This is a genomic window from Pseudomonas sp. SDO5591_S426 (assembly GCF_054070755.1).
On sequence record NZ_JBSVXD010000044.1, the window covers coordinates 1 to 23,828 of the forward strand.

Annotated in this window: 23 protein-coding genes and 1 tRNA gene; 19 read left to right on the forward strand and 5 right to left on the reverse strand. The window is 59.5% G+C overall.

The window, feature by feature from the left end; genetic code table 11:
• Window positions 1-134: 134 nt before the first annotated feature.
• On the reverse strand, window positions 135-1,022 hold the full coding sequence (locus ACW9JC_RS11765; protein WP_457455088.1) for a LysR substrate-binding domain-containing protein: 888 nt from the start codon (window positions 1,020-1,022) through the stop codon (window positions 135-137).
• Window positions 1,023-1,185: 163 nt separating this feature from the next.
• On the opposite strand from ACW9JC_RS11765, the gene ACW9JC_RS11770 reads away from it, so the two are divergent.
• The 4 genes from ACW9JC_RS11770 (at window position 1,186) to ACW9JC_RS11785 (ending at window position 5,026) form a co-directional block, all read left to right on the forward strand.
• The gene (locus ACW9JC_RS11770) at window positions 1,186-1,812 is read left to right on the forward strand and encodes an MOSC domain-containing protein (RefSeq protein ID WP_457455089.1); all 627 of its coding nucleotides are present in this window, start codon (window positions 1,186-1,188) and stop codon (window positions 1,810-1,812) included.
• A 132-nt stretch (window positions 1,813-1,944) separates the two neighbouring features.
• Window positions 1,945-3,462, forward strand: a complete 1,518-nt coding sequence (locus tag ACW9JC_RS11775) for a CoA-acylating methylmalonate-semialdehyde dehydrogenase (RefSeq protein ID WP_457455090.1) — start codon at window positions 1,945-1,947, stop codon at window positions 3,460-3,462.
• Window positions 3,463-3,570: 108 nt separating this feature from the next.
• Complete coding sequence (locus ACW9JC_RS11780; protein ID WP_416126558.1) at window positions 3,571-3,960, forward strand: tautomerase family protein; 390 nt, start codon at window positions 3,571-3,573, stop codon at window positions 3,958-3,960.
• Window positions 3,961-3,982: 22 nt separating this feature from the next.
• Window positions 3,983-5,026 (forward strand): NAD(P)H-dependent flavin oxidoreductase, encoded by a 1,044-nt coding sequence (locus ACW9JC_RS11785; protein WP_457455091.1) that lies wholly within the window; start codon window positions 3,983-3,985, stop codon window positions 5,024-5,026.
• Between the two features lie 18 nt (window positions 5,027-5,044).
• Here ACW9JC_RS11785 and ACW9JC_RS11790 read toward each other — a convergent pair whose 3' ends face one another.
• Window positions 5,045-5,965, reverse strand: coding sequence for a LysR substrate-binding domain-containing protein (locus ACW9JC_RS11790; protein WP_457455092.1), 921 nt, complete (start codon window positions 5,963-5,965; stop codon window positions 5,045-5,047).
• Window positions 5,966-6,152: 187 nt separating this feature from the next.
• Between ACW9JC_RS11790 and ACW9JC_RS11795 the strand changes: the two genes are divergently transcribed.
• The 4 genes from ACW9JC_RS11795 to ACW9JC_RS11810 all read left to right on the forward strand — a co-directional run bounded on the left by ACW9JC_RS11795 (window position 6,153) and on the right by ACW9JC_RS11810 (window position 10,034).
• Window positions 6,153-6,905: an SDR family NAD(P)-dependent oxidoreductase gene (locus tag ACW9JC_RS11795; RefSeq protein ID WP_457455093.1), complete on the forward strand. Its 753-nt coding sequence runs from the start codon at window positions 6,153-6,155 to the stop codon at window positions 6,903-6,905.
• 15 nt (window positions 6,906-6,920) lie between these two features.
• Window positions 6,921-7,460: a carbonic anhydrase gene (locus ACW9JC_RS11800; RefSeq protein ID WP_457455094.1), complete on the forward strand. Its 540-nt coding sequence runs from the start codon at window positions 6,921-6,923 to the stop codon at window positions 7,458-7,460.
• 36 nt (window positions 7,461-7,496) lie between these two features.
• Window positions 7,497-8,360 (forward strand): NmrA family NAD(P)-binding protein, encoded by an 864-nt coding sequence (locus ACW9JC_RS11805; protein WP_457455095.1) that lies wholly within the window; start codon window positions 7,497-7,499, stop codon window positions 8,358-8,360.
• 117 nt (window positions 8,361-8,477) lie between these two features.
• Window positions 8,478-10,034, forward strand: coding sequence for a xylulokinase (locus ACW9JC_RS11810; protein ID WP_457455096.1), 1,557 nt, complete (start codon window positions 8,478-8,480; stop codon window positions 10,032-10,034).
• A gap of 3 nt (window positions 10,035-10,037) precedes the next feature.
• Here the strand turns inward: ACW9JC_RS11810 and ACW9JC_RS11815 are convergent, their stop codons facing one another.
• Window positions 10,038-10,991, reverse strand: a complete 954-nt coding sequence (locus ACW9JC_RS11815) for a LysR family transcriptional regulator (protein ID WP_457455097.1) — start codon at window positions 10,989-10,991, stop codon at window positions 10,038-10,040.
• Between the two features lie 285 nt (window positions 10,992-11,276).
• Between ACW9JC_RS11815 and ACW9JC_RS11820 the strand changes: the two genes are divergently transcribed.
• The 8 genes from ACW9JC_RS11820 (at window position 11,277) to ACW9JC_RS11855 (ending at window position 19,452) form a co-directional block, all read left to right on the forward strand.
• Entirely contained in the window at window positions 11,277-11,792 is a 516-nt protein-coding gene (locus ACW9JC_RS11820; protein ID WP_457455098.1) for a flavin reductase family protein, read from the forward strand.
• 57 nt (window positions 11,793-11,849) lie between these two features.
• Complete coding sequence (locus tag ACW9JC_RS11825) at window positions 11,850-12,836, forward strand: ABC transporter permease (RefSeq protein WP_457455099.1); 987 nt, start codon at window positions 11,850-11,852, stop codon at window positions 12,834-12,836.
• A gap of 49 nt (window positions 12,837-12,885) precedes the next feature.
• Entirely contained in the window at window positions 12,886-13,836 is a 951-nt protein-coding gene (locus ACW9JC_RS11830) for a substrate-binding domain-containing protein (protein WP_457455100.1), read from the forward strand.
• Between the two features lie 22 nt (window positions 13,837-13,858).
• On the forward strand, window positions 13,859-15,358 hold the full coding sequence (locus ACW9JC_RS11835; RefSeq protein ID WP_457455101.1) for a sugar ABC transporter ATP-binding protein: 1,500 nt from the start codon (window positions 13,859-13,861) through the stop codon (window positions 15,356-15,358).
• A 29-nt stretch (window positions 15,359-15,387) separates the two neighbouring features.
• Window positions 15,388-16,185: an SDR family NAD(P)-dependent oxidoreductase gene (locus ACW9JC_RS11840; RefSeq protein WP_457455102.1), complete on the forward strand. Its 798-nt coding sequence runs from the start codon at window positions 15,388-15,390 to the stop codon at window positions 16,183-16,185.
• 203 nt (window positions 16,186-16,388) lie between these two features.
• Window positions 16,389-17,492 carry an LLM class flavin-dependent oxidoreductase gene (locus ACW9JC_RS11845; protein WP_457455103.1) on the forward strand — a complete coding sequence of 368 codons (1,104 nt, stop codon included), beginning with the start codon at window positions 16,389-16,391 and terminating at the stop codon, window positions 17,490-17,492.
• A gap of 85 nt (window positions 17,493-17,577) precedes the next feature.
• Window positions 17,578-18,468, forward strand: coding sequence for a transketolase (locus tag ACW9JC_RS11850; protein ID WP_457455104.1), 891 nt, complete (start codon window positions 17,578-17,580; stop codon window positions 18,466-18,468).
• 3 nt (window positions 18,469-18,471) lie between these two features.
• Complete coding sequence (locus ACW9JC_RS11855; RefSeq protein WP_457455105.1) at window positions 18,472-19,452, forward strand: transketolase family protein; 981 nt, start codon at window positions 18,472-18,474, stop codon at window positions 19,450-19,452.
• 181 nt (window positions 19,453-19,633) lie between these two features.
• Here ACW9JC_RS11855 and ACW9JC_RS11860 read toward each other — a convergent pair whose 3' ends face one another.
• Window positions 19,634-20,539, reverse strand: a complete 906-nt coding sequence (locus ACW9JC_RS11860; RefSeq protein WP_457455106.1) for an NAD-dependent epimerase/dehydratase family protein — start codon at window positions 20,537-20,539, stop codon at window positions 19,634-19,636.
• Between the two features lie 144 nt (window positions 20,540-20,683).
• On the opposite strand from ACW9JC_RS11860, the gene ACW9JC_RS11865 reads away from it, so the two are divergent.
• From ACW9JC_RS11865 to ACW9JC_RS11875, 3 genes are all read left to right on the forward strand, one after another.
• Complete coding sequence (locus ACW9JC_RS11865) at window positions 20,684-21,613, forward strand: LysR family transcriptional regulator (protein ID WP_457455107.1); 930 nt, start codon at window positions 20,684-20,686, stop codon at window positions 21,611-21,613.
• 104 nt (window positions 21,614-21,717) lie between these two features.
• Complete coding sequence (locus tag ACW9JC_RS11870) at window positions 21,718-22,500, forward strand: SDR family NAD(P)-dependent oxidoreductase (RefSeq protein ID WP_457455108.1); 783 nt, start codon at window positions 21,718-21,720, stop codon at window positions 22,498-22,500.
• A gap of 247 nt (window positions 22,501-22,747) precedes the next feature.
• Window positions 22,748-22,822, forward strand: a tRNA-Gln gene (locus ACW9JC_RS11875).
• Window positions 22,823-22,850: 28 nt separating this feature from the next.
• On the opposite strand, the gene ACW9JC_RS11880 is transcribed toward ACW9JC_RS11875, so the two are convergent.
• A complete protein-coding gene (locus ACW9JC_RS11880) occupies window positions 22,851-23,798 on the reverse strand; it encodes a Dyp-type peroxidase (protein WP_457455117.1) in 948 nt (315 codons plus the stop codon).
• Between the last annotated feature and the right edge of the window lie 30 nt (window positions 23,799-23,828).

The window sequence follows — 23,828 nt, forward strand, 5'->3', positions numbered from 1 at the left end:
CAAGCCAGCTCCCACAGGGTCCGGGGTGATCTCATTTCTTGAGCCCAACACAAAAACTGTGGGAGCGGGCTTGCCCGCGAAGGCGTCAGGTCAGTCGATAAGAATGTTGACTGACCCGACCCACAGTTTTTGATTTATACCGCCGCCGGCCGGGCAATCTGCTGCTGCGCCAACCCAATGAACGCACTCATCGCCGAAGTAATCATCGTGTCATTGCGGCGAATGAACACCGTGGAAACGTTAGCGAACTCCGGCGGCAACGTGTGGCAGCGAATCGCATGCCGAACGCTGCAATTTTCCGCGATCGACTTGGGCAACAGCGTCACGCCCATGCCCGCCGCGACGCACGACAGAATGCCATCCAGCGTGCCCAGCTCCATGATCTGGTTCGGCACAAGCCCCACTTGATAGAACCAGTTTTCCAGTGTCGAGCGATAGAAGCAGCCGGTGCGAAACACCAGCACGGTTTGCTGGGGCATTTTTTCGATCAGCGCGGGCAGTGTTTCGAATTGGTTGCTGCTGACCAGCACCAATTCTTCGTTGAACACTTCCTCTTGGGCCAACGCCGAATTCTGGTGAAAACCTCCGACAAACGCGCCGTCGAGTCGATGGGCCTCAATCGCCTTGATCAGCTCCACCGTGGTGCCGGTCAGCAGCGACAACTGCACCTCGGGAAACTGCTCGCGGTACTTGGTCAGCACTTGCGGCAGGCGGATAGCAGCGGTGGTCTCCATAGAACCCAGGCGCAGCAGGCCGGTCGGGCTGCCGGTATCCATCAGCGCGCTGCGGCTCTCTTCGGTCAACTGCAGAATGCGCCGCGCGTAACCGAGGAAGGTTTCGCCCGCCGATGTCAGCACGACTCCGGACTTCTTGCGGATGAACAGCTCGCGGTTGAGCTCGGCTTCCAGTTCTTTCACGCGCATGGTCACGTTGGACTGCACCGTATTCACCTGCACCGCCGCTGCGGTGAAGCTGCCCAACTCGGCCACGGCGCAGAAAATCTTCAATTGGCGCATTTCCATGTTCGTTACCACCCATCATGAAAAGTGATTGTGGATATATTTAATGATCACTTTACGAGCTTTTCTGCGGATTAGTAAAGTGCTTGAAACGATATGAAACGAGCGTAGATCGACCATGAAATTGATTTCAAAAATTGACCATGTGTTTGCAGGAGGTCTCGGGTTGTTGAAACCCGAAGGACAGCAAACGGGCATCTTCAAGCAACGGCACGCAGAGCCGGTCCGCATAGAGAAACAGGGAATCGTCGGCGACCAGCATGGCGATACCCGTGTGCACGGCGGTCCGGAAAAAGCAGTCCATCAGTACGCGGCGCAAAACTATGAACGTCTGGCTCAGGCCTTCCCACACAGCGCACCGGAACTGATGGCGGGCAGCCTCGGGGAGAATATTTCTGCGTTTGGCCTATCGGAACTCAACGTGCACATCGGTGACGTGTTCCAGGTCGGCAGCGCGGTCTTGCAGGTGTCCCAACCGCGCAGCCCGTGCTGGAAGATCAATCACCGTTTCGATGCCGAGCACATGTCGATGTTTGTCGCCAAAGAGCGGATCACCGGCTGGTATTACCGGGTCCTTCAGCCGGGTTTCATTGGCGTGGGAGACAGCATCGAACTGCTGGAGCGGCACAGCGAACGCTTTTCCATCGACCAGTTCTGGCAGGTGCAGTTGTCGCATCGGCCAGTGATCGATGATTTGCTGGCGTTGGCGGCCACTGCTGGGCTGGCTGAAGACTGGAAGCGGCGTCTGGGTGAGCGGGCGAAGTGGCTGCAGAAACGTGTTCACGAAATATGATTCATAAGATCATTAATCATCATTTTACATGATTCATTGGCGGGCCTACTTTGGCGATGTCGGGGCGTTGAACAGCCACCGGCCTCACAACAAAAAGAGATGGCTCTTATCCACCACCAGGGGACACCCGCCATGAGCAACCAGCCAGCAGACATCGCACACTACATTCACGGTCGCGCCGTGCCGGGCAATTCCGGTCGTTCGCAGAACGTCACCAACCCGGCCACCGGTTCGGTTACCGGCATTGTGGCCCTGGCCAATGTCGCGGAAGTCGACGCGGCGGTGCAGTCGGCCGCAGCGGCGTTCCCCGCCTGGTCGGCCACGCCGCCACTGCGCCGCGCGCGCATCATGTTCAAGTTCCTGGCGCTGCTCAACGAGCACCGCGACACGCTGGCGCAGATGATCACCCGCGAGCACGGCAAGGTGTTCACCGATGCCCAGGGCGAAGTGACGCGTGGCATCGAAGTCGTCGAATTCGCTTGCGGCATCCCGCAACTGCTCAAGGGTGACTACACCGAACAGGTCTCGACCAACATCGACAACTGGACCCTGCGCCAGGCCTTGGGTGTGGTGGCCGGCGTTACGCCGTTCAACTTCCCGGTGATGGTGCCAATGTGGATGTTCCCGGTGGCCATCGCCTGCGGCAACACCTTCGTGCTCAAGCCGAGCCCGATCGATCCTTCGCCCTCGCTGCTGATCGCCGAGCTGTTCAAGGAAGCCGGGTTGCCCGACGGCGTGTTCAACGTGGTGCAGGGTGATAAAGAAGCGGTGGATGCGCTGCTCGATCACCCTGAAGTCAAAGCCGTGAGCTTTGTCGGCTCGACGCCGATTGCCAACTACATCTACGAAACCGGCGCCCGCCACGGCAAGCGTGTGCAGGCATTGGGCGGGGCGAAAAACCACATGGTGGTGATGCCTGACGCCGATATCGATCAAGTGGTCGACGCCCTGATTGGCGCGGCGTTCGGTTCGGCCGGCGAGCGCTGCATGGCGATTTCGGTGGCGGTGTTTGTCGGCGACGTGGCCGACAAGGTCATGCCGAAACTGGTGGAGCGCACCCGCACGCTGAAGATTCTGGAAGGCATGAACCTGACTGCTGAAATGGGCCCGATCGTTTCGTCCGCCGCGCTGCAACGCATCACCGGCTACATCGAACAAGGCATCGCCGAAGGTGCCGAGATGTTGGTGGACGGTCGTGGCTTTGATGGCGCGCAGGCCGGTGCCGATTGCGCCGAAGGTTTCTGGCTCGGCGGCACGATTTTCGACCACGTCACCCCCGAGATGAAAATCTACAAAGAGGAAATCTTCGGGCCGGTGCTGGCGTGCATGCGAGTCAAGGATTTCGCCGAGGCGGTCGACCTGGTCAACGCCCACGAGTTCGGCAACGGCACCGCGTGCTACACCCGCGACGGCCATATCGCCCGAGAATTCGCTACGCGCATTCAGGTGGGCATGGTCGGCATCAACGTGCCGATTCCGGTGCCGATGGCGTGGCACGGTTTCGGCGGCTGGAAGCGCTCGCTGTTCGGTGACATGCACGCTTATGGCGAAGAAGGGGTGCGGTTCTACACGAAACAGAAATCGGTCATGCAACGCTGGCCGAACAGCATCGCCAAGGGTGCCGAGTTTGCCATGCCGACTTCCAAATAGACTTTGACGTTTTCGGGTTGGAAGGCGTGCTGGCGCGGGCTTGCACGCTGTTCATTTGTCCCGGGGGGCGAGCTCTTCGCTCCCAATTTTTTACCAAGGTGAATCGCGATGCCATTGCTCAAGTTCGACATCATCCAGGGCCGCACCGATGAACAGTTGCGCACCCTGCTGGATGGGGCGCACCAGGCCATGGTCCAGGCGTTTGACGTGCCGTTCAGTGATCGTTACCAAAGCGTTACGCAACACCGTGCCGGGGAGTTGATCCTGCACGACACCGGGTTGGGTTACTCGCGCTCGGACAATGTGGTGTTGCTGACGGTGATTTCGCGACCGCGCTCACAGGCGCAGAAAGTCGAGTTTTACCGCTTGCTGGCCGAACAGCTGCAAGTGGATTGCGACCTGTCGCCGGACGATCTGATTGTCTCGCTGGTGGAAAACAGCGATGCGGACTGGTCGTTCGGCCGTGGCCGGGCGCAATTCTTAACCGCAGAGCTATAACGCTCACTCATCAGGTGCCGTCATGTCCAATCCACTGTTATCGCTGTTGAACATTGAACTGCCGATCCTTCAATCGCCGATGGTCGGTGTTTCCACACCCAGACTCGCCGCGGCGGTGTCCAATGCCGGCGGGCTCGGTGCCATCGGTATCGGCGCGAGCAATGTCGAGCAGGCACGGGCGATGTTGCGCGAGACGGCGACGCTGACGGACAAGCCCTTCAATGTGAATCTGTTCTGTCATGAGCCTGCCGTGCCGGACGCCGAGCGCGAAACGCAGTGGCTGAATTTCCTCGCACCGTTCTTTGCCGAGTTCGACACCCCTGCACCAACGGCATTGCGAGAGATCTACACCTCATTCGTCGAAGACACCGACATGCTGCACATGCTGCTGGAAGAAAAACCGGCGGTGGTCAGTTTCCACTTCGGCTTGCCGCCGCAACCCGCCATCGATGCACTCAAGGACGCCGGCATCGTGCTGTTGTGTTCCGTGACCAATCTGGCCGAAGCGCAAGCGGCGGAGCATGCCGGCGTGCACGCGCTGGTGGCGCAAGGTTATGAAGCCGGTGGACATCGCGGGGTATTCGACCCACAACAGGACAGCGAGATGGGCACGTTTGCCCTGGTGCGTGTGCTGACCGAGGCGTGTGGGCTGCCGGTGATCGCGGCGGGCGGAATCATGGACGGCGCCGGAATCAACGCCGTCATGCAACTCGGCGCCAGTGCCGCGCAGTTGGGCACGGCGTTTATCCTGTGCCCCGAATCCTCCGCCAACAACGCCTATCGCGAAGCCCTGAAAGGCCCGCGTGCGCATCAGACTCAAGTCACCAGCGTCATTTCCGGTCGTCCTGCCCGGGGCATGGTCAATCGCAACTTCACCAGCCTTGAGGCGAATGCCCCGACATTGCCGGACTATCCAATCGCCTACGACGCCAACAAAGCGCTCAACGTCGCGGCAACGGGCAAGGCCAACACTGACTTCGCCGTGCAGTGGGCCGGGCAGGGCGCGCCACTGGTTCGGGAAATGCCGGCGGCGGCATTGGTGAAGTTGCTCGCCGCCGAGATGTAGGCCGAATTCGATCCACCGTCAGCGTTTATCGGACGAATCAAAATGCCGAGGATCACTGGCCAGTTCGCTGGCCAGAAAATCGGCAAACGCGCGCGCCGCCAGGCGCGTGGTGCGGCCCATGGGAAAGTAGGCATGCACCGGCAGCTCGGCCATTTTCCACTGCGGCAGAAGCTGTACCAATGACCCGTTCTCCAACTCCAGTCGGCAAGCCCAGGACGTCGTTGAGACGATACCCAGCCCCCCTGCGGCGGCTGCCAGCGCACCGGCGGTGTCGTTGGTGGAAAACTGTGGGCTGAGGTTGATCGACGCCATTTGGCCATCGCGCTCCAATTGCCAGGAAGAGACATGCGCACCGGCCGGGCCGCCGACGATGCGATGCCGTTCCAGTTCTTCGGGGGTGGTGGGCATACCGTGGCGCGTCAGGTAAGCCGGTGATGCCACGATCACTCGACGCATCGTGCCGATCAGCCGGGCGGTCCCGGACAGGTCGGGCAGGTTGCCCACGCGAATGCCGACATCCACGGCTTCCTTGACCATGTCCTGCCATTTGTCTTCGAGCATCAGTTCCAGGTGCAGCAAGGGGTGACGTTCGGTGAAGGCGGACAGCCTCGGAATCACCACGCGGATGCCCATGGTCGAAGGCATGCCGATGCGCAGCAAACCTCGTAACTCGCCGGTTTCACGCACGCTGTTTTCGGCATCGTCGAGGGCGGCGAGGATTGGTTCCATGCGCGCCAGAAACTCCAGGCCGGCCTCGGTCGGGACCACCGCGCGGGTGGTGCGTGACAGCAGTCGCGCGCCGAGTCCCGCCTCCAGTTCGGCAATCATTCGCGACACCTGGGATTGTGTGAGTCCGCTCTCGCGTGCAGCCGCCGAGAAGCTGCCCAGGTGAGCCACGCGGGTGTACAGCCGCAAGCTGAGGATGTCTTTCAAAGGCATGCCGTTTCCTGTGCGAGCGAGCCGTGGCGGCGCGTGCGCGTAAGCGTCGATTAATGCGAAATCAGGATAGATGTTAGCCGAAATCGACCGCTACCGGACGTTCCGGCGGGAAGGGATAGTGGGTCCATCGGCGACGAAGCAGCACGCTTCCCCGAGCGGTCCCAACCCTTTCCAACAGGAACCCACAATGAAAATCGCAAACTCCATTGCCCTGGTGACAGGCGCCAATCGCGGCATCGGCCGCACCTTCGTCGAAGAACTGCTCAAGCGCGGTGTGGCCAAGGTCTACGTCGCCGCTCGCGACACCGCCTCGCTGGCCGAGCTGCTCAAGAGTGGCGATCGGCGTCTGGTGCCGCTGCCCCTCGACGTGACTGATCCCGATCAGGTCGCTGCGGCGGCCAGCGTTGCCAGCGATATCACGCTCCTGATCAACAACGCCGGGTATGCCGCGTTCGATGGCGCCATTTCCGCCCCGGATATGCAAGACGCCCGGTTGGAGATGGAAGTGAACTACTTCGGTCCCCTGGCGCTGACCCGTGCCTTTGCGCCGGTCCTGGCGCAGACCGGTGGCGCGGTGCTCAACATGTTGTCGATGTTGTCGCTGATCAGCCTGCCGATGGCCGCAACCTACTCGGCGTCCAAGGCAGCCGGCCTGTCACTGACCCGCAGTCTGCGCGCTGAACTGGCCGGGCAGGGTACGCAAGTCGTCGGTGTGCTGGCCGTGCAAACCGAAACCGCCATGGGCGCCAAACTGCCGGAGCCGCGCCTGAGTCCGCTTGAGGTTGTCACCGATGCCCTGAACGCCATCGAAGCCGGGACCAACGACGAGGTCATCGCCGGCGCCCAGACACGCGGCATCTACCAAGCCTTTACCGCTGACCCGCAAAAGGTCCAGTCGATGATGTCCACCCGGCTGCCGCAACGCCATTCGACTAACTGACCCTTGAGGTGATTCATGGACTTTCTACAGACCCTTGCCCAGCGCAATGCCGCGTTTGCAGATTCGGGTTTTTCTGCCGACCTGAAGATTATCCCGTCGCGCAAAACCATGATCATTGGTTGCGTCGACCCCAGAGTCGACCCGATGGATGTTCTTCAACTCCAGCCCGGTGAGGCCGCGGTGATCCGCAACGTCGGTGGCCGGGTCAACCCGGCGCTGCTGGAAACCATGGCCATCCTGCGCACCGTTTCGCGGGTCGGTGGTTCTGAGGTCGGAGAGGGCTGGAACCTGATCCTCCTGCATCACACCGACTGCGGCATCAGTGGTTGCCTGCACCACGCCCCCGAACTGCTGGCGAAACACATGGGTGTTGCGCCACAGGAATTGGCGGCACTGGAAATCGACGATCCCTACAAAGCGGTCGCGGTGGATGTGGCGGCGCTGAAGGCCAATCCGAACTTGCCCGGCGGCTTCACCGTCACGGGCCTGGTCTACGACGTGGCCACCGGCCGAATCGACACGGTGGTGCCGGCCGGCCCGTTGAGAACCGAATAAACCAACACCCTCACTTTCTAGTATTGGAGACAGACCATGAAAACCTTTTTGATTACCGGATCTACCGGCGATACGGGCACCCCGACCGTGAAGTACCTGCTTGAACAGGGCCATCGCGTCAAGGCTCTGGTTCGTCGTGAAGATGAACGTTCACAGCAATTGAAGGACTTGGGGGCCGAAATTTGCGTCGGCAACCTGCTGGATCTGAAATCCCTGCGTCCCGCCATGGAAGGCGTCGATGGCGCGTACTTCTGTTATCCGTTGAGCGATGGCCTGGTGGAAGCGGCAGCGCTGTTCGCTCAGGCGGCGAAAGAGCAGGGCGTGAAGCACATCGTCAACATGTCCCACAAACAGTCGCAGCCCGACGCCCGCAGTCAGGCAACATTGAACCACTGGATGTCGGAACAAATCTTTACCTGGTCCGGCATTCCCGCCACCCACCTGCGGGTGACTTTTTTCGCCCAGTGGATGCTCTACATCGCGCCGTTCATTCGTGAAGGCCGCTATCTGACGCCGTTTGACGCCGACAGCCGCTTCGCGCCGCTTGCCGCCAGCGACATCGCGTTGATTGTCGCCAATATCCTGCTCAAACCGGAAGGCCACGGCGGCCAGGCCTATCCACTGCACGGCCCGATCGAATACAGCCATGCAGAATTGGCCGGTTTGTTGAGCGAAACGCTGGGCAAGCCTGTGCGCTATGAACAGGTTTCTGTCGAAGACTTCGTCAAGCAACTTGGCATTGATGCCGATCCTGCATTTGCCGTGCATTTCAATGCGGTGAAAATCGACCAGCGCGAGAAGCGCCTGGAAGGCCTCGACAGCACCGGCACCGAGATCATCGGTCAGGCGTTGCTGACGCCAGCGCAGTTCATCGAACAGCATCGGGAGCAGTTGGCGTAAGCGAAGGTCTTTGAACACGGGTCGGGTCGGCTGCAAGGCTGTCCGGCCCGTTTTTTTGTCTCCCCTGAAAATTCACCGGTCCGACTCTGCCCCCCGATGGTTTGATCACAGTATTCTGTGCGCACAACAACCACCGTTTCATTGTGCGAGCGGCAATCCTTGAAGAGTCGAGCATTACTGGTTGGGGTGGACATGGGCACCTCGAGTACCCGGGTCATTGTCATCGACGAACAGGGCCGTCAACTGGGCGCCGCAAGTCGTCCTACGCGTTTGTCGAATCCTGCGCGACAGGTGTTCGAGCAAGATCCCGACGAGATGTATGCGTCGGTTTTGCTGGCCATCAAGGATGTACTCAACCACGCATCCATCAACGTAGCGAACATCAGCGGTATCGCAATGTGCGGGCAAATGGCGGGTATCTCGACCATTGGCCGCCACTGGGAGGCGACCACGCCTTACGACTCGTGGCTGGACATGCGATGCGCCCGTCAGGTGTCACGACTCAAGGCCTGTGAGCAACAGATCATTGAACGCTCGGGCGGTCCCGTGAGTGCCAATCACGCCGCCAAATGGTTGTACTGGCATGAGGAACAGCCGCAGGTCTATCGCAAGATCAGGAAGATCATCATGCCGGCGGCGTATGTTGCCGGGCGCATGGCGGCGCTCGATAGCGACGACGCATTCATGGATGACACCTACCTGGGGTTCAACAGTTTTGCCGACACTCAGGCGATGCAATGGAACACTTCGCTCATCGACGCCTTTGGGCTGGAGGTCGATCGACTTCCGAGGCTGGTGAAACCCTGGGACCGCATCGGCTCGGTTTGCCCAAAAGCGGCGAGTGTTTGCGGGGTATTGGCCGGCACGCCGGTTTTCGCCGGATGTGCAGACATTGCCGCCACCTTGCTCGGTGCCGGGGCCGCGAATCCCGGGCAACTTTTCGACATTGCCGGCACCGGTTCGGTGCTCGGGGTGTTGCTCGACCACTACGCGGTGGATGCGCAACACCAGACCCTGGCGACCTTCAGACACTGCATTCCCGGGTTGTTTTACTCGATGGCCTATGTCGGAGGGGCCGGCATTACCCTCAAGGGTTTTGGCCTTTCGGAGGGCGAATGTCGGCAATTGGAAAACCGGGCATCGGCAGCGTTATCCGATCGCAATAAACTGCTGTTCCTGCCGCATTTCGGCGGGCGGCATGCGCCGTTCGATGCCGGGTCGGCCGGAGCATTTGTCGGACTCGACTGGATGCATGATCGTACTGACCAGTACCGGGCGATGCTGGAGTCGATCGCTTTCGAATATGCGCGATTCCTGCATTGCATGAAGGACATGCAAGTCGGCGTCGGCGAGGGAGGGGTGATCAGCCTCGGTGGCGGCGCCAACAGTCAGGTGTTTCGCCAGATCAAGGCCGACGTGCTGGGCCTCCCTTATCGCAAACTGCCCACGGCCGAGCACGGTGTGCTGGGCGCCGCACTGTTGGCCGGTCATGGCGCGGGCGTGTTTGCGGATTTGCGGCAGACAGCCATTGACTGGCAAAAACCGATTGAATGCGAGACGTTGCCGGACGCCTCGAAACAAGCGTTTTACGCCGGTATGCGCAAGGCGTATGAGCGGATGCTCAGCAACCTTCAACCGGTATTGGCCGATCTGCATTCGGTGCCATTGGGATGAGTGCTATGGCATCGAGAGCTCTGTACGGCGGAGCGGAGAGGTCAGGATGTGCCGCGACGGCATGTCCAGGTTTTTGAAGTATTGAACGGCAAAATCAACGAAGGATTTGACCCGCAGCGGGAGCTTCTTCCCGCCCTCGGTGAGCAGATGAAAACCCGTGGTCGGGCATTGATAGTCTTCAAGTAGCGGGACCAGGCGCCTGGCCTGTATATCGTCCGCCACCTCCCAGACCGATTTCCAGATAATCCCCAGACCTTGCACGGCCCATTGGCGCAGGGTGAAACCATCGTTTGCCAGTCGGTTACCCTTGACCTGAATGGTGCTCGAGATGCCGTTTTTCACGAACTTCCAGCGATCGAGTGCAAAGTCCGCACGTAATTGCACCAGGCAGTTGTGCTGATGCAGGTCTTCAGGAGTGAGTGGTGCGTCGTGTCGCTGCAGGTACTCGGGAGAACAGCAGACCATGGGCCGATCGACGCCCAGGGAGCGGGCAATCAACGAGCTGTCCGGCAGGTCGCCGAAGCGGATCGCGATGTCGGAGCCGGATTCGACGAAGTCGAGAATCCGGTCGGTGAAAAACATGCGGATGCTGACCTGGGGGTTTTCACGGAGGAAGGCGTCGACCAGTTGACTGACCCATTGCCGACCCAGGTCGGTGGGGCATGTCAGGCCGATGGTACCCAGCAGGTCGCTGTGACCGTTTTTAATGATGTTATCGAGAGCATCGACCTCTTCCAGGATCTTCAGCGCATTTTCAAACAGCAGCTGGCCCTCGGCAGTCGGGCTCAGGCTGCGGGTGTTGCGCTTGAGCAAACGCAAGCCATAAAACTCTTCCATCGCCTTCAGGCGACCGCTCATGGCCGCCGGTGACAGACCCATTTGCCGGCCCGCGGTTGAAAGTGAACCGGTCTGCACCACCAGCCGAAACAGTCGCATGTCCTGTAATCGATCAACCATGATGATTCGTCTCGCAAAGAGTGTTTTCTGATTGTTCAGAAAGTATCGGTCGATTATTCAGTTAATACCATCAATCAAAGTGCCGATGATTTTGGCGATAACTAATCAAAGCCTCTAAATAAAGGCTTTCGGGCTACTTGTGAACTTGATTCAAATGAGTTTGTTGTTGGCTTCACCTTTCAGGGAAGTTGAAAAGTCAATTTTTTAAAAGTGAATAGAAAAGTAGAGGGGATTGTTAATAATGAATGCCTGCGCTTGTGAGTCACCACAAAAGAGGGTTTATGTATGCGTGTTCAATATCAAGAGGCGGCCCCTTCGATTGACCTGGCCGGCCAATTCAAAATGGCGATGGGACGCTTTGCTTCCTCCATCACCCTGATCACTACTCTCGACGATGACGGCCAGTCTCATGGGCTGGCCGCAACGGCTTTTTCCTCGGTCTCGATGGACCCGGCGTCAGCCCTGATCTGCGTCAACCGCTCGGCAAGCGCCTCACCGATCATCAAGCGTTCCGGGCTGTTCTGCGTGAACATGCTGCAAAGCCAGCACGAAGGCATCTGCAAGATTTTCAGCCAGCCCGATCTGCGTGAACGGCGCTTTGTCGAGGGTGACTGGCGCACCGGTGTGCGCGACCTCCGTTACCTGGCCGACGCCCAGGCGGCGATCTTTTGTGAAGTGGTGCAGGAGATTGAACACGGCACGCACACGGTGTTTATCGGCAATGTCATCTATGTCATTACCCAACCTGTCGAAGAACCGCTTCTGTACATGGGAGGGCGCTACCGGGAACTGGGTCACTAATTAGCCAGTCGTGCACTGCTCGATCTTATAACAATTAAATAAGAAGTGGATGTGGGTATGAATAATCAGTTGTTGGTGAAGTCGAGAGTTTCCGGATCCATTCCAAAATGGATCGGCCTGGAAACTAATGTTGCAGGTCCGATGATCGGTCTTTTGCTGTTGTGTGCGGTATTGACCGTGTTTACCGACAGTTTTCTGACCTTGAGTAATCTGCTCAATGTGCTGGACCAGGTCACGGTGCTGGGCATCATGGCGCTGGGTATGACGCTGGTGATTCTTATTGGTGGTATCGACCTGTCCGTGGGCGCAGTGCTGGCTGTGGCAATCATGGTCATGAGTTGGCTCGAGCAAGTACTGGGGGTGCCTATGTGGGTGGCCATGCTCGGTGCGATAGCCGTCGGTGCGGCGTGCGGTTCGACCACGGCGTTGCTGGTGGTCAGGGCTGGCTTGCCATCGTTCATTGCAACCCTGGCGATGATGTCCATCGCTCGCGGGCTCGCCTACATGGTGACCGATGGGGCACAAGTGAGCGGCTTCCCGGAGTGGTTCAGCAATCTTTCGGTGATTCGTTATGGCGGTGTGCTGTCGCTGACCGTGAGCTGCTTTGCCGTGTTGGCGCTGGTGTTCTGGTTCGTTCTCAAATTCACCGTCCCCGGACGCAGCCTGTATGCCATCGGCGGCAGCAGCAAGGTCGCCAAGCTCGCCGGAATCCGGGTCAAGGGCTACACCAGCGCGGTGTACATCATCTCCGGGATCTGTGCGGCTCTGGGCGGGATCATCATGACCTCGCGTCTGGACACGGCCGGTGCCGGCGCGGGCGTCGGCTATGAACTGGACGTGATCGCCGCCGTGGTGATCGGCGGTGGCAGTCTCAAGGGCGGTGCCGGCAGCGTGGTGGGCACGATCATCGGTGTGTTGATCATCGGTGTCCTGCGCAATGGCCTGAACCTGGCCGGAATCTCCCCCTTCGTGCAGCAAGTGGTCATCGGCGCCGTGATCGCCTTTGCCGTGATGCTCGATTTGCTCAAGCGCAAGGCTGACTGACCCCACGTTCTCGACCGTCATTTCCAACTCAAAATAAAAAGGTAAAGACATGAACCTGCCTGCATTTTCAGTGCGTTTTTTGTGGCTGCCGCTTCTGGGCTGCCTGATGTCAGCCGGTGTAAACGCACAAAGCAAACCGACACAGGACATCACCGTCGGGATGTCGATTCCGAGCCTGCAATGGGTGTTTTACCTGATGGTCCGCGATGGTGTGATGGAACAGGCCAAGAGCCTCGGTATCAAGAACGTACTGGTCGCTGATGCGCAAGCCGATCCCGCACGTCAGGTCAGCCAGATTCAGGACATGTTGAGCAAAGGCATTGATGTGTTGCTTTACACCGCCACTGGCAGCGCCGCTTCGGCCGTGCCGGTGCGTTTGGCGCGGCAGCAGGGCGTGCCGGTGATCTGCATCGACAACTTCCCGAAAAACGTCGAGTGCGACGCCTACATCTCTACCGACAACCTCGCGGCGGCGGGCGAGCTGGCCCGGCAGATGATCAAGCTGACCGGTGGCAAGGCTGAGATCGGCCTGCTCCAGGGCACGTTGGGCGACTCGACTGAAGTGGCCCGGGCCAAAGGCCTGGACGCGGTGTTGTCGGAGGCGCCGGAGATGAAAATCGTCGACCGCAAACCCACCGACTGGCTGCAGGACAACGGCTTTAAGGTTGCCCAGGACATGCTGCAGAAGAATCCGAAGATCAACGTGTTCATCGGCCGTTCCGATGCGCCGGCACTGGGTGCCGCCCAGGCAGTCAAGGTCGCCAATATTGATCACAAGGTCTGGGTGTTCGGTTATGACGGTTTGCCCTCCGCCCTGGAAGCCATTCGCGACGGCAAACTGGACATGACCATCACTCAGCAAGCGGTGGAAATGGGCCGTACGGCGTTGCGCACCGCAGTCGATCTGCAACAAGGCAAACAGGTGACCAAGACTCAGTTGTTGCCGGCCTTCGTCACCACGCGGGAAAACGTGGCGACCTTCCTTGAGCAACATCCTTGAGACCGACGCAGGAGGGCACGTCATGAATGCGATCAAAACCGCGCAGGCTCCCTTGTTCAGGGCCAGCAGCATTGGCAAGTCATTCAACTCGGTCAGGGTGCTGGAAGATATCAGCCTCGATATCGGCTACGGAGAAGTGGTGGCGTTGCTGGGGGAGAACGGCGCGGGCAAATCGACCTTTTCCTCCATCGTTGCCGGAGCGCTGGCGCCCTCCAAAGGCACCATGTTCCTCGCCGGCGAACCTTACGCGCCGAACGGCCCAGGTGCGGCCATGGCCCTGGGCATCAACATGATCCATCAGGAGATTCACCTGCTGCCGGACTTGAGTGTGGCGGAGAACGTTTTCCTCGGTCATCTGCCAACGCGCGACGGCATGATCGACCGCAAGGCCATGCACCGTGAAACGGAGAAGCAACTGCGGCGCCTGGGCCTGGACATCTCTCCGGAAACGCCCGTGCGGCAACTGAAAATCGCCGCCCAGCAACTGGTGGAAATCGCTCGCGCGCTGACGCTCAACTCACGCTTGCTGATACTCGACGAACCGACCGCCGCCCTGGGCAAGGACGAAACCGATCTGCTGTTCAAACAGATCGAGGAGCTGAAGAAAGAAGGGGTTTCCTTCATCTACATCAGTCACCGGATGGACGAAATTGCCCGGATCGCCGACAAAGTCGTGGTCATGCGTGACGGTCACTTGATCGCGCGTCACGACAGCGGCGCGGCGGATGTCAGCGTGCTGGTGTCGCAGATGGTGGGGCGCCCGATCGAGCGCTTGTTCCCGGAGTTGCCGGTTCCCGCAGACACGGTGGTGCTGCGTGTCGAGCAGCTGTCGGACAAGGCCGGGCGCTTTCACGATGTGTCGTTTTCGGTGAAGGCCGGGGAGATCTTTGGTATTGCCGGCATTGTCGGCGCGGGCCGCACCGAACTGGTCCAGGCGATTGCCGGGTTGAGCGCGCTGAGCCAAGGCCAAGTGACAGTGGGTGATCGGCCGCTGCCGGCCAACAACGTTCTGGCGGCGATCAATGCCGGTGTTGTGCTGATACCCGAAGACCGCAAATCCGAGGGCGTGGTGCTCAGTCAGACCATTGCCGAGAACCTCGCGTACTGCAATCTGGACAGCCTCAGCTCCTGCGGGATCATGGCCAACCAGCGGGTGGCAGCCTTCGCCCGTGAACGCATTGCGACGCTGGGGATCAAGGGTGTGGCAGGGCAGATGCTCGACAAGTTGTCCGGGGGCAACCAGCAGAAAGTGGTGATCGCCAAATGGATCGCGCGCAATCCGAAAGTGATCATTCTCGATGAACCGACCCGGGGTATTGACATGGGCGCGCGCGCGGCAATTTACGAGCTGATTATCGACCTGTCGAAAACCGGTGTGTCGGTGGTTGTCGTCAGCTCCGATCTGGAAGAAGTCATCGGCTTGTCCCATCGGGTCATGGTCATGGCGCGTGGTTGCTCCCAAGGCATTCTGCATCGGCCGCAGATCGCTCCCGACAGCATCATGACGTTGGCCACCGCGTAATGACGGACAGCAATCGAGGAGGTTCCATCATGTCTGGTCCCTATCAGGCACTGCCTTACCGACCGTTCGGGCAGTTGCTGGACTTGTCCGGCAAGACCGCCGTCGTTACGGGCGGCAGCAGCGGCATCGGTTTCGCAATCAGTCGGCGCCTGGCCGAGGCAGGCGCCAAGGTAATGATCGGCAGCCTGGCGAGCGAGCACAGCGACGAACTGATCGAGGCAGGCTATGCCGTGGCCTTTCAGGTAACCGACGTCAGTTGCCCGAACGACATCCAGCAACTGGCCGACGCGGCCGTGGAGCGCTTCGGCAGCCTGGATATCTGGATCAATAACGCCGGAATCTATCCGCTCAGGGCCATTGACGACATCGATCCCGACTTCTGGGACGGGCTCCACGCCATCAATACCTGCGCGGTGTTTCTCGGCGCTCAGGTGGCACAACGGCAGATGCGCAAGCAAGAGCGCGCCGGGGCGATTGTCAATCTGTCGTCGATTTGCGGTCACCGGCCGATGGCCAATCACTGTGCGTATGACGCCTCAAAAGGCGCGGTGCTGGCCATGACCCGAAGCCTGGCGAAGGACTTGAGCGCGTTCAACATCCGGGTCAATTCGGTTTCGCCGGGGTTGACGGCGACGCCGGGCAACCTGGAGCCGGAATTGCTGGAGCAGCATCGGCAAAACAACGTACTGAACAATATCGGGTTGGGCCGTGCGGCGGAGCCCTGGGAGATTGCCAACGCCGTGTTGTACCTGGTTTCGCCGCTCTCGTCCTACGTCACGGGCACCGACCTGTTGGTGGACGGCGGGTGGCTGCTACACGGAAGTTGAAACCGCCATGAAGACGATTGAGGGCTGGTTGCGCCTGCGTAGGTAAGGCGTCAATCGCTGCGGACATTTAACCCATTCCTTGAACGTTGCGACTTGCAGCGCCGGCATTGGCACGCCTGCGAAACGAGCGCGCGTCTTGAAAACGGTGTGTTGCGAAAGAACTTTTGCGGCGCTCCGGTCACTGAAAACAGCAGGAGAACAACATGAAACTCGCCATGTTCATGCAGCCGCTTCATCACAAGGGCTGGGATTATCACGAAATGTACGACCAGGATATCGCCTGCGCCGTTCACGCCGACAGCGTCGGCTTTGATGAACTCTGGGTGGGTGAACATACCTCACAGCGCACCGAGCCGATCACCAATGCGTTGCAGTTCCTTTCCACCTTGATTCCGCTGACACGACGCATGAAGTTGTGCACCGGCGTGCTCAACCTTCCGCATCATTTTCCGGCGCGCATCGCCGCCGATGCCGCGATGTTTGATCACATGTCCAAGGGGCGTTTCATCATGGGCATCGGCCCGGGCGGACTGGCCTCCGACTTCGAGGTGTACGGCAGCAACGGCAAGGACCGCGGACAGATGATGGTCGAGTGCTACGAGATGATCCGTGCGATCTGGAACTCGGGCGCACCTTATGATTTTTCGTCCGAACACTATCAGGTCAGCCTCAAGGACTCTGTGCACCACGAACTGGAAATCGGCTACATGCCGACGCCGTTCCAGAAGCCGTTTCCACGGGTGGCAACCACGGCCATGAGCCCGTTTTCCGGCACGGCGAAACTCGCTGGCGCCAAGGACTGGGACTTGATGTCCGCCAACTTCAACCCGACCGCCACCGTGGCGTCCCATTGGCAGGCGTACTCCCAGGGCGCGGAAAGTGCCGGGATCAAGGCCGATGCCAACAACTGGCGCGTCGCCCGTTCGGTGTTTGTTGCCGACTCCCAGGCCCAGGCCGAGGACTATCTGGCCCAGGAGAGCTGCACCCTGCGGCGCTACTTCGACTACATGATCGATAACCTGGCCACCAACCACTACACCAAGATCTTCAAGACCCGCCCTGACATGACCGACGAGGAAGTGACGGTCGATCACTGCATCAAGGAAATGGTGATCTACGGCGACGTGAATTCGGTTACCGAGCAACTGGTCGCGTTCAGCGAGCAGACCGGGCCGTTCGGCACGCTGATGACCACCTTCCATGAGTGGGACGACGAAGCCCTGTGGCGGCGCTCGATGGAGCTGACCGCGCAGCAGGTCATGCCGCGCCTGAACGACTACATGACGCCACGCTTGAAAGCGCAGTAATCGCCTGGTTGCGATTGCGCTGGGCTTATGTGCGGCCACATCGCGGATGTGGCCGAAACCTTGGTAATGCGCCTGGACACGACACATGACTGATTTGACAAGGCAACACCTGCACGAACGCGCCGAACGCGATTTCGAGTTGACTGACAAGGAGCTGATCCGGTTGCGGGAAAAGGCCCAGTTCATTCGGCTGGAAACCATCCGGCTGATCGAAATCGCCAAGGTCGGCCACTACACCTCGGTGTTTTCGGCCGCCGAGCTGTTCGCCGCGCTGTATTACGACGTGATGGACTTGCGGTTTGCCGAGCCGAAATGGCCCGATCGCGACCGTTTCATGATGGGCAAGGGGCACGCGGCGGTCGGCCTGTTTCCGGTGTTGGTGGAATGGGGTTTCTTCGAGAAAGAGATCCTCGACAACTACACGCGCCTGGGTAACCCGCTGGGCGACCACCCGGACATGCGCAAAGTGCCGGGGGTGGATTTTTCTTCCGGTTCCATCGGCCATGCCTTGTCCGGTGGCCTGGGCATGGCGCTGGCCGGACGGATGCTGGGCAAGTCGTTCACCACCTACGTGATGCTCGGCGACGGCGAGATGCAGGAAGGGCAAGTCTGGGAAGCGGCACTGGGCGCGGCTCACCACAAGGTCCACAACCTGGTGGCAATCATCGACCGTAACGGCTATCAACTCGACGGCAACGTTGATGACGTGATCGGCATCGAGCCGCTGGCGGACAAGTGGATTGCGTTCGGCTGGGAAACACACGTGGTCGATGGTCATGACCTGGCGGCTGTCACGAGCCTGCTGCGTCGCCTCAAGGCCGACACCACGCGCACGCAACCGGTGTGCATCATCGCCAATACGGTCAAAGGCAAAGGGGTGTCCTACATGGAAACCGAGCCGGGTTGGCATTTGGGTTATCTGGATCCTGAAGATGCGCAACGTGCTATCGACGAAATCAAAAGCAAGGTGATCTAACCGATGAATACCGCACCTCTGTCGAACAACTCCTGGCAGTACCGGGAACTGAACAGCCAGACACCGAGCTTGAATGCCCTGTCGGATGCCCTGATCGAACTGGTCGAGCGCGGCGAGCCGATAGTTGCAGGCACTGCGGATCTGCAGTACTCCAACGGCCTGTCGAAATTCGCCGAACTGCATCCCGAGCGTTTCGTGCAGTTCGGCATTTCCGAGCAGAACATGGTATCCGCGGCGGCCGGGATGGCGGCGGTGGGCATGAAACCGTTCGTGGCCACCTTTGCGTCTTTCCTGCCGTTGCTGTGTTGCGAGCAGATCCGCATGGACGTGGCCTATTCGGCACTGCCGGTGCGCCTGATCGGCCACCACGCCGGCATTTCGCTGGGCTTCTACGGCACCTCGCACCATGCGACCGAAGACTTGGCGATCATGCGCTCGATCGCCGACATCACAGTGGTTGCCCCCGCCGATGGCAATCAGCTCAAGGCCGCGATTCTCGCCTCGGCCAACTACCCGCAACCGATCTACTTCCGCATCCAGCGCGGTCGCGATCCGGTGGTGTATGACACTGTGCCCGACTTTGTCTTTGGCAAAGCCACGGTACACCTGACGGGCGATGAACTGACGATCATCGCCACCGGCTCGACGGTGCATCCAGCCCTGGAAGCGGCCCGGGCCTTGAATGCCGCCGGACGTTCGGTGGGCGTGATCGACATGACCACCATCAAGCCGCTGGACCGTGAAGCAGTTCTGACCGCGGCGCGTAATAGCCGGGCGATTCTTACCGTGGAAGAGCACAACATCATTGGCGGACTCGGTGGGGCGGTGTGTGAGGTCATTGCGGAGGAGGGCATCGGCGTCAAGGTTCGGCGCCATGGTCTCTACGACGAATACAGTCTGATTGCGCCACCGACGCACTTGTATCGCCACTACCGGCTGGATGCCGCGGGTATCGAAAGCGTAGCGCTGGAGGTACTGGGCTAAGGCCTGATGGCTGTGCAATCCGGCAACAACGATTATCCCCTTTAGGCTTTCTGGGCCTGACGTGCGACGAGGGTCTTCATTGAAGAAGGCCCTGGCCGCACGTTTTTTTATGGCTGCGATTTGTCCGGGCAAAAAAAAGCTCACCGAAGTGAGCTTTCAAGGCATGGGGCGTGTGTGTGGGTTACCACTGCACCCCGCTGGTTTCGATCCACTGCAAAATCGATTCGCGTTTTGGTTTCCAGCCCAACAGGACGCGGGCGTTTACCGCGCGCACACGGCTGTTGGAACCGATGGCAAAACGAGCCCAATCCCCAAGCAGTTCGATGGCTTCGTCAGCCGGCCAGCTTCGAATCTCACCGCCATAACCCAGAGACTTGCTGATGGACGTGGCGATTTCCAGGAACGATGCTTCGCCGTTTTCAGCGAAGAACAGCGAGGCGGATGGCGCCTTTTCGATAGCCAGGCGATAAAGCTCCGCCAGGTCTTCGATGTGGACGTTGGACCAGCGATGCACGCCGGCGCCCATGTAGGCACCGGCGCCGTACTTGCGTGATTGCGCGAACAACTTGGGCAACTGATCACTTTTCGAGGGCACGCCCAGCGATTCGCCGTAAATCATGGTCGGGCAGAACACAATGCTGCGTATGCCTTGTTCGACCCCGGCGCGGCGCACGATCTGATTGATCTCGACCCGATCCTTGCGGATGTCCATAGGCGTGAACGGCGTCTCGTCGGTGAAGATCTCGGCGCGTTCATAGGCACCGCGCGCATCGTCACCGACCACGCTTGAGCCGGAGGTGTGCAAAAGCACTTTGCCGCTGCCGCTCAAGGCGTCGATAAAGGTTTTTACCGAAGCCAGGTGGTCCGAGTTCGCAGCGTTGACCACGGCATCGGCCCAGCGCGCCTGTTCGCTGAGAATGTAGGCGTCATCCAGCGTGCCGAGTACCGGGGTGATGCCCAGGGCCTGCAAGGCACTGCGCTGTTCCGGGTTGCGCACCAGGCCACTGACTTCATGCCCCGCATCCACCAGGTATTTGGCCACGGAGCCGCCGATGTAACCGGTCACGCCGGTAACGAAAATCTTCAATGTCTTGTCTCCTCGTTGCTTGAGTGATCCTGACTTTTACTGGAGCGAAAGGCAGGTATTCCAGATTCAGGAACGCTTCACGATACGACCCGACCGGTATATGAGCTAGACTGCTTGAACGACAAGTATCTGTGAATTCAGTTCATGCTAAATATCAAAGACATCAACCGCTCCGGCGAGATGGAAGTGTTCACCCGAGTGGTCAACGCCGGCACCTTTTCTGAAGCCGCAAGGCAGTTGGACATGTCGCCGTCGGCCGTCAGCAAACTGATTGCCCGCATGGAAGTTCGCCTGGGGGCACGTCTGTTGCATCGTTCGACCCGACGCCTGGAACTCACCGCTGAAGGCGAACGGTTCAACAGTGAGTGCCTGCGGATTCTTGAACTGATTGACTCTGCCGAGCGCGATATCGCCAACGTGACCAAGCCCAGCGGGTTAATTCAGGTCAACGCCAACCTGCCGTTCGGTTTGCATTGCCTGCTGCCGTTAGTACCGGATTTTCTCGCGGCGTATCCCGACATCACCCTCAACGTAGAGCTGACCGATACCGTCGTGGACCTGTTGGAACGCCGTGCCGATGTGGCGATCCGCACCGGTCCCATGAAAGAGTCCAGCCTGGTGCAGCGACGCCTGGGTGAAAGCCGCATGATCACGGTGGCTTCACCGGCTTACATCGCCCGGTGCGGCCAGCCCGGAACCCTTGACGAGCTGCATCGTCACAACCGTCTCAGCTTCGGTTTTCACCGCCATTCCCAGGCGTGGGTGTTTCGCAGCGCTGATGGCGAGCGGATCGAGATCGAACCCAAAGGCAACATTTTGCTCAGCGATGGCGAGAGCATGCGCCGTTCGGCATTGGCTGGCCTGGGTATCGCCCGGCTGGCGAATTTTCACATTCACGACGATATCGAAGCGGGGCGGCTGGTGCCGGTTTTGCAGCAATACGACAGCGGTGAAACCGAGGCGATTCACGCCGTGTTCATCGGTCCGGGACAGCAGCTACCCCATCGCGTACGGGTGTTTATCGATTTCCTGCTGGACAAGGTTGGCCCGCAATTGGTGGCTGGCCAACCGTGATGCACCTTTGGCATTTTGCAAAAACAGTCTTCAGCATCCCCTGAAAATCTTCGGCCCGAGCCTGGGGCATGATGATGCGCACAACAACAAACAAGGCTGCTTTCATGGATTATCAACTGACTGGAAAAACTGCGCTGATCACGGGCGGCGCGACGGGCATCGGCAAGGCCATCGCCCAGCGCTTCATCCTTGAAGGCGCCAACGTGGTCATCAGCGGGCTCCACGCAGAAGAGGTCAGCACAGCACTCGAGGAGCTGGGCGAGCGCAGCCGTGGAATGGTGGCCGATCTGACTCAGGACGGGGCGGCGGAACGCCTGGTGGCGTTGGCCCTTGAGTCGGGGCCGATCGACTTCCTGATCAACAACGTCGGCATTTTCGAGGTGCGCGACTTTTTCGAAACCGACGATGCCCAATGGTTTCACTACTTCAACGTCAATGTCATGAGCGGCGTACGCATGACTCGCCTGGTGATGAAGGCCATGCTTGATCGCGGACACGGTTCGATTGTGTTCATCAGCAGTGAATCGGCGGTCAAGCCTCAGCCATGGATGGTTCACTACGGTGCGATGAAAACCTGCCTGTTGGGCATTTCCCGGGCGTTGGCCGAGCTGACCAAAGGCACCGCCGTGCGGGTCAACTCGATATTGCCGGGGCCGACCTACACTGACGCGGTCAAGCGTTATCACCGGGAAATCGCCAGCGAAAAGGGCATCACCGCGCAACAGGTGGTGCAGGATTATTTTGACGAAACCGAACCGACTTCGTTGATCCGGCGCATGATCGAACCCGAAGAGGTGGCTTGCAGTGTCCTGCACCTGGCGGCGTCACCAGCGCTCAATGGCATGGCCATGCGCATGGAAGGCGGGACTATCCGTTCGATTCTGTGAGCGATCGCCCCACGCCATGATGACTTCAGCAGCGCCGCTTCCTGAGCGGCGCTGGCATGCATCAAAGACCCGAATAGGCTGGGCCTGAAGCGGATTGGTAGTAAGTCGCTGTTTTTTCAATAAAATAATTTTCCTTCGGGGCTTCCCAGACGTAACAAAAGTTGTTAAATTTCCGCCCACTTTCACACAGCGCCAACGGCGCATGCCGTGAAGGGGAGCAAGCGTTCGCATTGCTCGTATCAGATACAGGGGCGTCGCCAAGCGGTAAGGCAGCAGGTTTTGATCCTGCCATGCGTTGGTTCGAATCCAGCCGCCCCTGCCATTTTTCAAAACTGATGGATGTTCATGCCCTAAGGCTGACGATCCGCCAGTTCTTCCAGCAGATCTGCTGAAGGCACAAAAAACAAACCACCGGTCACAGCCGTGCTGAAATCCAGCAAACGGTCGTAGTTGCCTGGCGGTTTTCCGACGAACATGTTTTCCAGCATCTGCTCAAGCGGAGCGGGCGAGCGTGCGTAGCCGATGAAGTAAGTGCCGAACTCTTTGGCGCCGGGGCGACCGAACGGCATGTTGTCGCGCAGGATTTTCACTTCCTGTCCGTCTTCAGTGATGGTCGTCAGCGCGCTGTGCGAGCTGGTCGGTTTGACCGAGTCATCGAGCTCGATATCCGACAGTTTGGTTCGCCCGATGACCCGCTCCTGCGCCTCGACGGACAAGGCGTTCCATGCGTCCATCTTGTGCAGGTACTTTTGCACCAGCACATAGCTGCCGCCGGTGAACGTCGGATCTTCACTGCCGACGATCGTGAAGTCGACGGCCTTGCGACCCACCGGGTTTTCGGTGCCGTCGACGAAGCCGATGATGCTGCGCATGTCGAAGTAGCGAAACCCCTGGACTTCATCGACCACTGATACCGCATCGCCAAGCGCTGTGAGCAGTTGCGTCGCCAGTTCGAAGCACAGGTCCATATGCTCGGCACGAATGTGCAGCAGAATATCGCCGGGCGTCGCGACAGCTCGACGGCCCTCTACGCCGAACTCACGAAAGGCATGCAACGAGGCCGGCCGCGGGGCGCCGAACAGGCTGTCCCAGGCGCTGGCGCCAAACCCGCAAATACACGACAAATTGCCCGAGGGCACACGCTTGCCCACCGAGCGTGTGAGGCCTGCGATATCGGCGCACCATGCCCGTACTTTCTCGGCCGCATCGCTGCCGGGAACCAGGGTTGCGACGATGAAAATCGCGCTGCGGGTGATGGGGCTGCAGATCGATTGTGGCTCGGGTGTCTCGCTATCCATGGGCATCAGCGTTGTCATAGAACGTTTCCA